General features: G+C 66.6%; 14 protein-coding genes. 7 read left to right on the top strand and 7 right to left on the bottom strand.

Annotation, left to right across the window (positions count from 1 at the left end; genetic code table 11):
* Nucleotides 1–443: 443 nt before the first annotated feature.
* Nucleotides 444–740 (top strand): DUF7130 family rubredoxin-like protein, encoded by a 297-nt coding sequence (locus N5096_RS03240; RefSeq protein ID WP_267662898.1) that lies wholly within the window; start codon nt 444–446, stop codon nt 738–740.
* 547 nt (nt 741–1,287) lie between these two features.
* Here N5096_RS03240 and nreA read toward each other — a convergent pair.
* Together nreA and N5096_RS03230 are read right to left on the bottom strand one after the other, a co-directional pair.
* Nucleotides 1,288–2,610 (bottom strand): DNA repair protein NreA, encoded by a 1,323-nt coding sequence (gene nreA / locus N5096_RS03235; RefSeq protein ID WP_267662897.1) that lies wholly within the window; start codon nt 2,608–2,610, stop codon nt 1,288–1,290.
* A gap of 82 nt (nt 2,611–2,692) precedes the next feature.
* Nucleotides 2,693–3,685, bottom strand: coding sequence for a transcription initiation factor IIB (locus tag N5096_RS03230; RefSeq protein WP_267662896.1), 993 nt, complete (start codon nt 3,683–3,685; stop codon nt 2,693–2,695).
* 185 nt (nt 3,686–3,870) lie between these two features.
* Here N5096_RS03230 and N5096_RS03225 point away from each other — a divergent pair, with 185 nt between their 5' ends.
* Genes N5096_RS03225 through N5096_RS03215 form a run of 3 tightly spaced genes read left to right on the top strand, consistent with a single transcriptional unit; the run spans nt 3,871 to nt 5,516 of the window.
* The gene (locus N5096_RS03225) at nt 3,871–4,173 is read left to right on the top strand and encodes a hypothetical protein (RefSeq protein WP_267662895.1); all 303 of its coding nucleotides are present in this window, start codon (nt 3,871–3,873) and stop codon (nt 4,171–4,173) included.
* Nucleotides 4,174–4,219: 46 nt separating this feature from the next.
* Entirely contained in the window at nt 4,220–4,816 is a 597-nt protein-coding gene (gene rnhA, locus N5096_RS03220) for a ribonuclease HI (protein ID WP_267662894.1), read from the top strand.
* Nucleotides 4,803–5,516 (top strand): DUF7108 domain-containing protein, encoded by a 714-nt coding sequence (locus tag N5096_RS03215; protein WP_267662893.1) that lies wholly within the window; start codon nt 4,803–4,805, stop codon nt 5,514–5,516. Before rnhA ends, N5096_RS03215 begins: the two co-directional genes overlap by 14 nt.
* A gap of 127 nt (nt 5,517–5,643) precedes the next feature.
* On the opposite strand, the gene N5096_RS03210 is transcribed toward N5096_RS03215, so the two are convergent.
* Nucleotides 5,644–6,003, bottom strand: coding sequence for a PadR family transcriptional regulator (locus N5096_RS03210; protein ID WP_267662892.1), 360 nt, complete (start codon nt 6,001–6,003; stop codon nt 5,644–5,646).
* 398 nt (nt 6,004–6,401) lie between these two features.
* Here N5096_RS03210 and N5096_RS03205 point away from each other — a divergent pair, with 398 nt between their 5' ends.
* Complete coding sequence (locus N5096_RS03205) at nt 6,402–6,938, top strand: inorganic diphosphatase (protein ID WP_267662891.1); 537 nt, start codon at nt 6,402–6,404, stop codon at nt 6,936–6,938.
* 59 nt (nt 6,939–6,997) lie between these two features.
* Here N5096_RS03205 and N5096_RS03200 read toward each other — a convergent pair whose 3' ends face one another.
* The 3 genes from N5096_RS03200 to N5096_RS03190 all read right to left on the bottom strand — a co-directional run bounded on the left by N5096_RS03200 (nt 6,998) and on the right by N5096_RS03190 (nt 9,775).
* A complete protein-coding gene (locus N5096_RS03200) occupies nt 6,998–8,314 on the bottom strand; it encodes an RNA-guided endonuclease InsQ/TnpB family protein (protein ID WP_267662890.1) in 1,317 nt (438 codons plus the stop codon).
* Nucleotides 8,315–8,685: 371 nt separating this feature from the next.
* Nucleotides 8,686–9,483 carry a helix-turn-helix transcriptional regulator gene (locus N5096_RS03195; RefSeq protein WP_267662889.1) on the bottom strand — a complete coding sequence of 266 codons (798 nt, stop codon included), beginning with the start codon at nt 9,481–9,483 and terminating at the stop codon, nt 8,686–8,688.
* A gap of 43 nt (nt 9,484–9,526) precedes the next feature.
* Nucleotides 9,527–9,775, bottom strand: a complete 249-nt coding sequence (locus N5096_RS03190) for a hypothetical protein (RefSeq protein WP_267662888.1) — start codon at nt 9,773–9,775, stop codon at nt 9,527–9,529.
* A 178-nt stretch (nt 9,776–9,953) separates the two neighbouring features.
* Between N5096_RS03190 and N5096_RS03185 the strand changes: the two genes are divergently transcribed.
* The gene (locus N5096_RS03185) at nt 9,954–10,658 is read left to right on the top strand and encodes a bacteriorhodopsin (RefSeq protein ID WP_267662887.1); all 705 of its coding nucleotides are present in this window, start codon (nt 9,954–9,956) and stop codon (nt 10,656–10,658) included.
* A 3-nt stretch (nt 10,659–10,661) separates the two neighbouring features.
* Nucleotides 10,662–12,263 carry a methyl-accepting chemotaxis protein gene (locus N5096_RS03180; protein ID WP_267662886.1) on the top strand — a complete coding sequence of 534 codons (1,602 nt, stop codon included), beginning with the start codon at nt 10,662–10,664 and terminating at the stop codon, nt 12,261–12,263.
* Nucleotides 12,264–12,289: 26 nt separating this feature from the next.
* On the opposite strand, the gene N5096_RS03175 is transcribed toward N5096_RS03180, so the two are convergent.
* Nucleotides 12,290–13,062, bottom strand: a 773-nt coding sequence (locus N5096_RS03175; RefSeq protein ID WP_465261739.1) for an MFS transporter, incomplete at its 5' end; no start/stop codon positions are given.

The raw sequence follows: 13,062 nt of genomic DNA, 5'->3' as shown, positions 1-13,062 counted from the left end.
GTTGATGAACCGAATATCTGGAACTATCTTTGTCCGTAATTACAGGTAAAAACTAACGCACGACCGTATGAGGTGCGGTTGCTGTGCGGTGCGGGGCGGGACTCAAAGGGGCAGCCGGGAGGCCGGCGCAGACGACGTAAGCACCGCAGGGAGCGAACGGAGTGAGCGACCGAGGAGCACAACGAGTGTGCGCCGGCCTCCCGGCTGGGGCTTTGACGGTCTTCTCGGTCGAGACGCGTTCGACTATTTATAAGCGAGCAGCTGGGAATTTAGCGGAGTTCGCCGTCGATCTGCTGGCGGCCGTTTATAACCAAGAAACTGAGGCCTCGGCGGTGGTCACGGCCGATCCGTTGTCGGTACGACCGGGCACCGCCCCCCTCTCCCGAATACGTGTCGTGTTATCGCCTCCCACACTTATAAGGAATCAACGCGTACGGCCGCGTATGGCCTCCGACGAAGCCGTGTTCGCCGACGTGAGCATCGGCCAGTCCGTGTACAACGAGGACGGCGAAGAGCTCGGGACGGTCCGCGGAGTCGACGACGCCGGCTTCTACGTCTCCGCCCCGACCGGGTCGGACCCGCTGGCGCTCACCGACGCCCGCGACGTGTTCGGCACCGCGTACGTGATGTGGCGCTGCTGGGAGTGCGGCGAGATGGGCGAGATCGGCGAGGAGCTCCCCGAGAACTGCCCGAACTGCGACGCGCCCCGCGAGGACCTGTACTACTGGGCCGAGGACTGATACGACGACGGCAGGAACTGCGTTCGCGTCCTCATCGTTCATTTATAAACGATCGACCGCGTCGGCGCGGTGAACACCGCCGAAGCCCCAGCCGTTTATTTATAAATAGCCGCCAGCAGATCGACGGCGAACACCACCGAAGCCCCAGCCGTGAGGCTGTACGTGATCAACTGTAGATCGGCGGCGAACACCACCGAAGCCCCAGCCGTGAGGCTGTACGATCAACTGTAGATCGGCGGCGAACACCACCGAAGCCCCAGCCGTGAGGCGGGCGCACGCTCGCTGCGCGCTTCAGTCGCTCACTTCGTTCGCTCCTTCCAGTGCTTGCGTCGCCTGCGCCCGCCTCACGGCTGCCCCTTCGAATCCCGCCCCGCACACGCCTCACACCTCCCCAGCCTCGCCGCTCGCTCACCCACGTCGCTCGCGGCGTCCCTCGCACGCGCTCCTCGCGGCCGCCGAGGGCGGCCGCTCGGAGGCGCGCGCCACCGCACGTCTCTTTATAAATAGACGACCCCGCTTCCACGGTCGCTTATAAATACTGCCGCGCTCACTCCGCGTCCACGAAATCACCGAGATTCGCCTGCAGCCCCGCCGCCATCGTCGACTTTCGCCGCAGGCGGCCGAGCGAGACGGGGAGCTGGTCGGCGACGCCGCGGACCGCCTCGCCGAACGTCTCCGCGGCCCCGAACTCACCCTCGAACGCGTTCCGGACCGCCTCGCGCACCTGCCAGACGCCGACCGGCCCCCAGTAGTCGTCGGAGACGTGGCGGAGCACGAGCGCCTTCGCCTGTCGCCCGCGCTCGTCGAGGTGCTCTAAGACCCCCAAGCGAGACGCGTAGTAGGCGCCCGCCGTCTCCTCGACGTAACCGGTCCGCCCCTCGCGGCCCTCGCTCGCGGCCGCGAGGTAGACGCCGGCCTCGGGGTCGGGGTTCCAGATCGAGCCGGGCGATTTCATCTCGACGAGCTCGTACTCCCACTGTCCCGGGACCAGGATCACCCAGAACGCGTTGCCGAGGTACTCGTTGCGGTGGACCTCGATCCGGTCGACCGTCGGGTTCTCGCGGATCGAGCCCCGGAAGAACTGCCCGACCGTATCGTCGACGGCCGTGATCGACCAGCGGGTCGGGACGAGGCGGCGGTTCCGTCCGCGGCCGAGGGCGCCCGCCGAGAGGATCGTGTTGATCTCGTAGACGTCGAACCCGCGGCGGTAGAGGTACGTCATCGCGCCCTCGGCGCGCCAGTCGTCGTCTTCGAGGGTCTTCTCCACCGGCCGCGGGACGTGCGGGTTCTCGCCGAGCTCGGCGGTGCGGGCGGCCGCACGGGGCCCCGTCGGCGTCTTGATGTCCTCCGTCCCGATATCGAAGTCGAGCTCCGGCCTCCCGTCGAGCCCGATCTCGACGTCGACCGGGCGGTCGGCGATCGCGACCTCGCGCTGGACCCCGAGCCAGCCGTCCCACGCGTCGTGGACGCTCTTCGCCGGTCCGCTGCCGACGGATTCGACCCCACCGGTCGCGCCGGCGTCCGCGACGTCGACCCCTCGCGTCGAGTTGAGCAGGCTCGTCCGGCGGTCAAACACGTCCGAGATGGAGACGTCCTCCTCGTACCACGCCGCGGAGGTCTCGAACGCGTCCGCGCGCTCCTCGCGGCCGACCGGCGAGAGCAGGCCCGTGGAGACGTTCGGGTAGTCCGAGCGCCCGACGAAGATCGAGGGGGAGACGCTACCGACCACGGCGTCGTCGGAGACGTGCTCCTCGAAGCGCCGCTCGAAGGAGTCCAGGTGGTCTAAGATCCCGTAGTCCTTTTCGGCGGCGAGGCGCCGCCGCTCGGCGCGCTCGCTCGCCTCGAACTCGATGAACTCGTCGAGCCGCATTCGTCGACCGTTGGCGGCGCGGCGGTTTGAACGTTGCTGGCGAGAGCCCCGACCTGAAAGAGCCCGGTTCCGTCGGCGACGCCTAACTGTGGATCCCCATCGCTTCGATCTGCTCTTGGTACCGGTTGCGGATGGTGACCTCGGTCACCTGCGCGACGTCGGCGACCTCGCGCTGGGTCTTCTTCTCGTTACAGAGGAGGGAGGCGGCATAGATGGCGGCCGCGGCGTACCCGGTCGGGGACTTCCCGGAGAGGAGCCCCTTCTCGGCGGTCGTCTCGATGATCTCGTTGGCCTTCGACTGGACCTCCTCGCTCAGTTCGAGCTCGGAGGAGAAGCGGGGGACGTACTTCTTCGGGTCCACCGGCCGCATCTCCAAGCCGAGCTCCTGGGAGATGTAGCGGTAGGTCCGACCGATCTCCTTGCGGTCGACCCGCGACACGTCGGAGATCTCCTCGAGCGATCGGGGGATCCCCTCCTTGCGACAGGCGGCGTACAGCGCGGCGGTTGAGACGCCCTCGATCGACCGGCCCCGGATCAGGTCCTCGTTGAGCGCGCGTCGGTAGATGACCGAGGCGACCTCTCGGACGGAACGGGGGACGCCGAGCGCGCTCGCCATGCGGTCGATCTCCGAGAGTGCGAACTGGAGGTTGCGCTCGCCCGCGTCCTTCGTCCGAATTCGCTCCTGCCACTTCCGTAAGCGGTGCATCTGCGACCGCTTTTTCGAAGAGATGGAGCGCCCGTACGCGTCCTTGTCCTTCCAGTCGATCGTCGTCGTCAACCCCTTATCGTGCATCGTCTTCGTCGTTGGGGCGCCGACGCGCGACTTCTCCTGGCGCTCCGAGTGGTTGAACGCGCGCCACTCCGGCCCGGGATCGATCTGTTCCTCCTCGATGATAATCCCCGTCTCCTCGTGTATCAGCTCGCCGTCCGCGGTCCTGGTGAGCTCTTCCGGATCGAAGTCCTCGGGGTCCAATTCGTCGGCGTCAACCCCCTCGGCGTCGGTTTCGGTCTCGTCGGCATCCTCGTCCCGCACACGCTGCCGGTCGTGATCCCGTTGCCGGGTTGGCCGTGTCATCGCATTTATATAATATCCAAACGGACAGAGTTAAAACTTCGTGACGATCGACCGTTTAAGATCGGGCAACCGGCGGGGCGACCGACCGACGTCGACCCGAAACGAAGTGGTAACCATCCGATGAGATTACCGAAAATAGGTTCATTACCCGCTCGTCGGTAGGAACGACCTACCGTGGGAAACTCATGAAATGCGCGCTGCTCTCATTGCTTGACGCGGACTCTCTCGATCAGCTCGGCGGCGTCACCGGACTCGGCTGGACCGTCTCCCTCCTCGGCTATCTCACGACCGTCATCGGGTACGGGAACGCCCTCGTCTCGCGGCTCATCGCCGACCCGCAGTCGTTCCTGTACGTGGGGAGCGTCCTGTTCGTCGCGACGCTCGGCTTGAACCGGCTCCAGCGGTCCGCCGCCGAGGGCGAGCGGTTCGGAGACGAGCGCGAGCGGTCCGCGGCGCAGGGCGAGCAGTCGGTGACCGACTCGGAGTAGTCCGCGACGGACAAGGCTTTCACGCGCCGTCGCCGACTGCGGACGAATGCCGACGATCGACTGCGACCCGGCGACCGCGCGCGCCCTCCTGGAGGACGCCGGCGTTCGGATCGACGACGGGAACACCGCCCACGAGCGGTGGCGCGCCGAGCGCGAGGGCGCCGTCGCCGTCGCGTACGACGACAAGGTCGTGGTACAGGGGAGCGACCCGACCCGCCTGACGAACCTCGTCCGCGAGGGCGGCGGCCGCGCGCACGTCTACTTCGACGGCGCCTCCCGCGGGAACCCCGGCCCGGGTGCGGTCGGCTGGTGCCTCGTCACGTCCGACGGCGTCGTCGCCGAGGGCGGCGAGGGGATCGGGCGAGTCACCAACAACCAGGCCGAGTACGCTGCGCTGATCCGGGCGCTGGAGGGGGCCGACGAGTACGGCTTCGACGCGATCGACGTCCGGGGCGACTCGGAGCTGATCGTCAAGCAGGTGCGCGGCGAGTGGGACGCCAACGATCCCGAGCTTCGCGAGAAGCGGGTGCGCGCCAGGGAGCTGTTGGCGCGGTTCGACCGGTGGTCGATCGCCCACGTTCCGCGGGAGATAAACGCGCGCGCCGACGATCTGGCGAACGAGGCACTCGATGACGCGAACTAACGACGAACCCCCGGAGTGGGCGAAGGAACGGGCGCGGGAAGTGATGGCGGCCGAGGAGGCCGGGAGCGACGCGAACGGCGGCGACGCGGCCGACGAGAGTGGCGCCGGCGACGCCGAGAGCGACGCGGGCGCCGACGACGGTCGGGCCCCGGACGTGCCGGTCGACGTCGTCGACGAGGCGGAGCGGCTCACGCGGCTCGCCCGGCGGACCGAGGACGACGCGGCCGCCGCGTTCTACCGCGAGCGGCGCGACGAACTCGTCGCCGGCCACGACTACGTCCCGCGGCTCCGCGACGACGACGACACGCTCGTGTTGTACCCCGACGAGTGGATGGCCGACGGGACGGTCCAGCTCGACCGGATCGAGACCACCGACCGGGCCGTCGAGGTGTCGCTGTCCGGACCGGGCGACGCGGGCCGGTACGACGAGATCGCCGCCTACAACCACGCGGTCGCCGACGCGGTCGCCGAGGCGCACGCCGACGTGCACGCCGACACCGCCCGCAGCTTCGCGGCGTTCATGAGCAACCACTACGTCCGCGCCGTCGACGACGCGGCCCCCGCGGTGCGCGAGGAGTTCCGCGAGGAGTACCTGCCGCGGAACGGCTGGCCGACGGACGAGCAGCTCGCCGTCGTCGAGGAGTCGCTGGCGGTGATCGAGTCGGTCGCCGCCGAGGTCGAGGGGCCGGAGCCGCCGTAAGCGGAGGACCGGAGCCGCCGTAGCCGACGGAGCCGAAGCTCGGCGAGTCGAAGCCGCGCGGTTTTCACCGCGCGTGTGTGCCAGAATCGCGTTGGTTTCGCGTCGGTGCGTCTCGCGGTCTCGGTCGCTACTCGCCGAGGAGCGCGCGGATCTCGTCGCCGCGGGCCTCGTCGGTGACGAACCGGTCAAGGACCCACTCCAGCTGGCCGAGGACCGCGTCGTGGCCGGCCTCGGTCAGCTCGTACTGGTTTGTCCGCTTGTCGAGCTCGCTCTTCTCGACGAAGCCATCATCAACGAGGTCGTCGAGGTTCGGGTAGAGCCGCCCGTGGTTGACCTCGGAGCCGTAGTACGACTCGAGCTCGCGCTTTACCGCGAGCCCGTACATGGGCTCTTCCGAGAGGATCACGAGGATGTTCTGTTGGAACGCCGTCAGGTCCGGTGCCGGTCGCGCTGCTTCCGCGTCAGTAACTGCTTGTGCCTCTGACATAGTTATTTGAAGGGTTTCCGAACTTATAACCTTTCTCAAGGTTCATCGGTGTTTAAATGCGTAGCTGCGCCGGATTCACTTCGTTCCGGGTTTCACTCGCCGCAGAGCCGGTGAGCCGCCGATTCACATCCGACGCGCCGTCCGAGTGATCGCCGGCTGACGCGGCGTATCCGTAACGATCTGTCGGACGGAACGGGGAGTTCAGACGGAATACGACATCCGATCAACCGGATATCAATGCCGGAAAGCGGTCGCGGAACGCGGCGCGTGAGGGACGGGAGTATCGGGGCGATCGATCAGAAATTTGGGGTCCCGTCGCCGAGAGGGACCGACGGGGCCGGATCGACGTCGGCAGAACCCGAAAGGACTTTGCTACCGATGGACCGAATGTCGGTCACATGGTCAATCTCTGGGAAGATCTCGAGACGGGACCGGACGCGCCTGACGAGATCTACGCGGTCGTGGAGTGTCTCAAGGGCGAGCGGAACAAGTACGAGTACGACAAGGACGTCCCCGGCGTCGTCCTCGACCGAGTGCTCCACTCGAACGTCCACTACCCGTACGACTACGGCTTCATCCCGCAGTCGTACTACGACGACGAGGACCCGTTCGACGTGATGGTGCTCGTCGAAGACCAGACGTTCCCCGGCTGCGTGATCGAGGCCCGCCCCGTCGCGCTGATGGGGATGGACGACGACGGCGAGCAGGACGACAAGGTGATCGCGGTGCCCACCGAAGACCCCCGCTTCGACCACATCGATGACCTCGAAGACATCCCCCAGCAGATCCGCGACGAGATAGACGAGTTCTTCTCGACGTACAAGAACCTCGAGGCCGGCAAGCAGGTCGAGACCCTCGGGTGGGAGGACAAGGCGGCCGCGAAGGAGGCGATCGAACACGCGCAGGACCTGTACGCGGACGAGTTCGGCGATTGACATCCTCCCGCGCCTGAAGACGCGGGAATCCCACGGCACCGCACCGCTGGATTGGGATATTAAGGTTTGCAGTCTACCACCTCTGCCCGAGGTTGGAATCCTCGGGAGAGGTCATGAAGGTAGACTCCGGGCTGTGCCAACCAGCCGGTACTCCTATCCTCGCCCAAACTGGCCGAAGACTCGGAGTTACTTTGATTGATGTTGAGACGGATGTTCTCCGCCCCGTTCACATCAGCGTTGAACGCATCGTCGTGTTCCTCACACACGTACAGGCCGCGTTCAACACGCTGACTCTCGTCTTCTCTACCGCACACACAACACGTCTTGCTCGTGTTCCGTTCTGGAACTTCTACGACACCGATACCTTCGACTTTTGCCTTGTATTCGAGGATATTGGTGAAACGGTCGAACGCCCAGCCGTGCAGGTCAAGGTTGCCGTGCCGACCCCAGTTCTTCGACTCGCCGTTTTCATCCTCTCGAACACCAGCGAGTTTGCCGACGTTGATTTGGCCAACTCCACGCTCGATACACTTCTCAACGATGTGTTTGGCGAGGCTGTGGAGGAAGTGGGTGCGGCGCTCCGACCACTTTTTGTGAAGACGAGTGGCTTCTTCACCACCTGAATCATCACATTTGGCGATTTCTTTCGGGAAGTAGTAGCCGTCTTGTTTCAGACGGTTGCCGGGGTACAAGTCGGCTTGCTCAGTGCTGTACGCGACTGCCGCGAAGTTGCAGATGCCGAGGTCAACGCCAGCCGACTCTTCACCGGGGGCGTCGGGAGTCTCAACTTCGTGCTTACACACCAAGTGTAGTTCCCATCGGCCCTTCTCCTTGTCGTAGACTGCTCTGACCTGTTGCAGGTTCTCGACGGTGACACCGGGACGGGTTTCGTATTCAACGAGGATGTACTCCCATGCTCGGGGGTGTTCCTTGTGGTTCGCGCCTTTTGACAGGCGCACTCGCCCGTTTTTGGTGTCGTGACGGATGCCTTTCTGCTTCCACGTCACCGTGCTTCGTGGGTGTTCTTCGTGGACGCGACAGCCTTTATTGTCGTAGTAGTTTTTCTTGCGGTAGCCGGGCGGATTCGCGCGGTCGTCAGACTTGCGTTTGCCGTACCACGAGTTGAAGGCTTCAGCGAGTTCCTCCAGAACGCGCTGACTGGACTGACTATGCAGTCCCTTGTACTTGTTGTGAGTCTTCAACTCGCTTTTCAAGTCCGAATCGTCGGGAATCTCGCCCGTATTCTCCCAGACTTGGCGGGAGTGGTAGTTCGCGACGTTCCACAGTTTCGATGCGCTCCACCCATGCCTGTCAAGCGATTCATCTACCTGACAGTGGTTGAGGATTGTCGCTCGGTAGGTTCGGTGGATGTGCATCGTGGAACACTTCCATAACTTATTATGTACTGTTGTATTCTAAAATCTCGGATTGAAACGTGGAATATCCGGCCCTGCCATCGAACGTGGTTAGTAGAGGAGTTGTCGGATTCATCCCGCGCCTAAAGGCGCGGGTATTCTCCTCGAATCTGTATAACTACCGGACATACCCTCCCGCGGGCGGGATGCGTTATGCCCATGGGTAATTTTTAGTCGGATCGTCCCTTTTCGACAGACAGAGCCATGAGCGCGAGCACCCCGCCCGTCGGCATCGACCACCCGACGGTCGTCCCCACCAACTTCGAGCCCGAGTCCCGCGACGCCAACCCGAACGGCGAAACCGACGATACCGAGACGTAACCGCCGCCGAGTCAGGCGTTCTCGACGACCGCGGACAGCCGCCGAGCGTCGGCGACGAGCGACTCGAACCGGTCGTTCACCCACTCGGTCACCGCCACGTCGGTGGACTCCAGCACGTGCCGGGGGTTGTTCCGACGGTCGTACGCCGTCACGCAGGCGACGTCCCCGCACGTGAACAGCCCGTACTCGATCGGCTCGGGCGAGACGTAGACGGTCGCGTCCTCGTCGCGGATCGCTCGGTCGGTCGCCGGGCCGAAGTCGGAGACCGACGTCTCGACCACGTCGCGGTCGATGACGAGCTCTACCTCCGCGCCGGCGTCGAGCGCGGCCGCGGCCGCCCGGTTGAACCGCTGGATGACGACCGGCGAGACGGCGCGGATCTCGGCGTCGCGGCCCTCGCGGAGGAGTTCGGTGAGCCGGTCGACCGCGGCGAGCGGGTTCCGCTCCGTCGCGACCGTCAGCTCCCCGGCGTCGAGGGCCTCCGCTGGGAATCCGGCGCCCACGCGCTCGAGGTCGGCCGCGAATCCCCCGTAGCAGTCGGCCAGCTCTACCTCGCCCAGCAGGGTCTCGTACGCGTCGTGGACGCGTTCCCCGGTCGGCGTCACGCGGTACGCCGCGTCGCGCTTGACGACCCAGTCGCGCTCGCGGAACCCCCCGAGGATCCGCTGGACCGTCGTCCGGGTCGCGTCGACCGTGTCCGTCAGGTCCGCCGGACGGAGCGGCTCCCGCCGGAGCGTCCGGAGGATCGCGACCCGGACCGGCGAGCCGGCGAGGTACTGGGCGCCGTCGTGTCCGTCGTCGGCCGTCATCGTGTGGGTAGCAGGTACGCGTACCGCGCTTTTAGTCGTACCGTCACGGCCGGTGCTGGAACGAGACGACGGTACCGATGCCGTCCTCACCGTCGATCGTCTCCGCGCTCACGGTAACTCCGGCGACCGCGTCCGCGCCGAGCGCCTCCTCGATCACAGCGCGGAGCGCGTCGGGATCGGCCCCCTCCCGGAGGACCGGAACGCGTACCCGCCGTCTGTTGACCGCGACGTCGCCGAGGTCGTAGTCGGTGTGCTCGAACGCGTCGCGCACCGGGGCGGCGATGGCAGTCATGCGAGGGAATTCGCGCGTGAGTCCTAAAAGCCGATCGGGTGGGTCGAAAAGCCGATCGGGTGGGTGAACCCGGGCCGTCGGAGTGGAATCAGGCGGCTGTCGGTCACCGTCTTTTGGAGATATCTGACGTGATAATTCGCAGAGGAGATTAAAGGAGGACGACGACCCAACCGGTACCATGCTGGTAGAGACGGCGGTGTTCGCCGCTGTGGCAGCGCTGATGGGGGTATCGACGGTAGCGTTCGTCGCGTTTTCGCTGCTGGGAGACCACGAGAACAGGTACTTTCTGCTCCCGCCGGCGATCATGTCGATCGCGGGGCTCTCGTACGCCGGAATGGCGGCGAGCTCGGGCGGGTTCGCCCTCGAGGGGTTGGTCCTCGAACTTCGGTATCTCGACTGGCTCCTGACGACGCCGCTCATCGTGATGCACATCGCGGTCGTCGCGGCCGCGTCGCGGAAGACGATCGCCGCGGCGATGGGCGCCGACGCGCTCATGATCGCGGCCGGCTACGCCGCGACCACCGCGGCGACGCCGGGCGTTAAGTGGGGCGGGTTCGCCGTCTCGACGGTCGCGTTCCTCGCGGTGGTCTACCTCCTGCTCACGACGGTGACGGACGGGGTCCGCGACGAGACGGCGGCGGTTCAGGGGACGTTCCGCACGCTCCGGGACCTCACGATCGCTCTGTGGCTCGTCTACCCGGTCATCTGGCTGCTCAGCCCGTCCGGGTTCGGGGTGATCACGGCCCCCGATTACCACTTCATCATCGCGGTGCTGGACACGACCGCGAAGGTCGGCTTCACCTCCATCGTCACGTTCAGCATCACTCGCGTCGGCGACCTGTTCGCCGAGGCCGAAACGACGGCGACGGCGACCACGGCCTGACACATGACTGACACACAGACGCCCGGTTCGGTACTGACGCGTAGCCTGAACACCAAGAGCTTCCTCGGTATCGCCGGGTTCGCGCTGCTGCTCGGGGTGACGGTCTGGACCCGGTGGCTCTCGATCCGCGGGTCGGTCTCCGGCGAGGCGGAGACCGCGGTGCTGTCCGCGCTGGTGACGACGCTGTTCGTCGCGGTCGTCGGCGCGTCGCTGCTCGTGATCACCCTCGTCCGCGACACCGCCGGTGCGCTCGGGTTCCTCAACGAGAAGGCGGCCCAGATCGAAGCGGGGGAGTTCGATGTGAACCTCGACGCGCCGCGGTACGACGAGGTCGGCCGCCTCTTCGCGGCTGTGCGCTCGATGCGCGACGCCATCGCGATGCGGATCGACGAACTCGAGACCGCCCAGCGGGAGGCGGAGGTCGCCCAGCGAGAGGCGGAGCGACAAGCGGAGTCGCTGGCCGCGAGCGCGGAGCGGATGAGCGAGACGTTCGACGCCGCCGCCGCGGGCGACCTCTCCGTGCGGGCCGACGAGGACGTCGACGCGGAGGCGCTGGCGACGATCGCCGCGTCGTTCAACGACATGATCGGCGACGTGGAGACGACCGTCGAGGGCGTCCGGTCGTTCGCGGCGGAGGTCGACGAGGCCAGCACCGAGATCGACGACACGGCGCGGCAGCTGGCGGCGCAGGGCGATGACGTCGTCGAGGTGATCGACGGGATCGCCGACAACGCGGACGACCAGTACGACACTGTGCGGGACGCCTCCGGCGAGCTCTCCAATCTCTCGGCGTCGATCGAGGAGATCGCCTCCTCCTCCGACGAGGTCGCAACGAAGTCGGCGGACGCCGCCGAGATCGGCAACGCCGGCAACGACGCCGCCACCGAGGCTGTCACGGAGATGGAGGCGATCCGCGAGCGGACCGAGGCGTCGATCGAGAAGGTCGAACAGCTGGAATCCGAGATGGACCGGATCGGGGAGATCGTCACGCTGATCGACGACATCGCGGAGCAGACGAACATCCTCGCGCTGAACGCCAACATCGAGGCGGCGCGGGCCGGCGGGGCGGGCGGGGACGCGAGCGAGGGCTTCGAGGTCGTCGCCAACGAGGTGAAGTCGCTCGCGGAGGAGACCGCGGAGAAGACCGACGAGATCGAGAGCCGGATCGAGACGCTGCAGTCGACCGCGAGCGACACCGTCTCGGAGATGCGCGAGACCGGCGAGCGGGTCGAGCGCGGCGTCGAGACGATCGACGACTCGGCGGAGCTCCTCTTGGAGATGGTCGACACGGTCGAGGACGCGAACGACGGCGTCCAGTCGATCAGCAAGGCGACCGACGAGCAGGCGACGGCGACGGAGGAGGCCGTCGCGATGATGGACGAGGTCGCGGAGCTGAGCGAGGCGTCCACCGCGGAGGCCACGGATGCGGCCGAGCTGGTCGAGGAGCAGAACAGCGACCTCGATGCGGTGAGCGACCGGATCGACGACCTCTCCCGCCGGACGCGCCGGCTCCGAGAGCAGCTCGAGTCGTTCGACGGCGGAGGCGGCGCGGTCGCCGGACTCGACGCGACCGGTTCGGCCGCCAGCGCGGCAGACGACGACTGAGGACGGCCCCGAGCCGAGTTCCCGCTTCAGGCGTACGCGTCGTACTCCTCGCCGAACAGCGCGAAGTACGCGACCCCGACGAGGCCGATCGCGCTCGCGAGCCCGAACGCGAGCGTGGGGCTCCCGGAGACGGAGAGCCCGGTCCCCGGCACCGAGAACCCGCCGTAGATCAGCCCGCCGAGCGCCGCGCTCGGGACCACGATCGCGTTGCGGAGGAGGTAGTACGAGCCCGAGACGCGCCCGCCCGTGTCGCGCTCTGCGGGCCCGACGATCAGCGCCTTGTGCGCGGGGAGCCCGGCGAACCGGAGCCCCGAGAACGCGAACAGCGCGACGACGAGCGGCGCGGTGAGAGGCGTGTCCGCTGGGACGCTGATCAGGAGCGCCGGAAACGCCGCGTACACGAGGAAGCCGAGCGCGACGACCGGCTTGAGCCCCACCCGCTCCGCGGCCCGCGCCGCAGGCGGCATGGAGACGAGCGCGACCAGCATCTCGATAGCCAGCAGCACGCCGAAGAAGGCCGCCGGCGACAGCGAGAGGGGGCCGACGTCGAGCCCGACCTCGAGGAACTGCGTGATCACGATGACGAAGAAGACGTACACCATCCCGTTGGCGAACCGGACGAGGGTGTCGCCGACGAGCAGCGGCCGGAGCTCGGGCGGGAGGCTCCGGAGATCCGCGACGACCTCGCGCACGCCCTCGAACTCCTTGCCGAGCGTGTCCTCCTCGGCGTCGTGAACTGCCTCGGGGTCAAGCCCCGAGGCTTCCCGTGGGTTAGTCGGATACTCCCATCCGACCATCG

The sequence above is a fragment of the Halorubrum yunnanense genome (genome assembly GCF_026586675.1).
Classification (GTDB): domain Archaea; phylum Halobacteriota; class Halobacteria; order Halobacteriales; family Haloferacaceae; genus Halorubrum; species Halorubrum yunnanense.
Note: the sequence above shows the minus strand (reverse complement) of the source record. Positions and strands in the feature narration are given on the sequence as shown.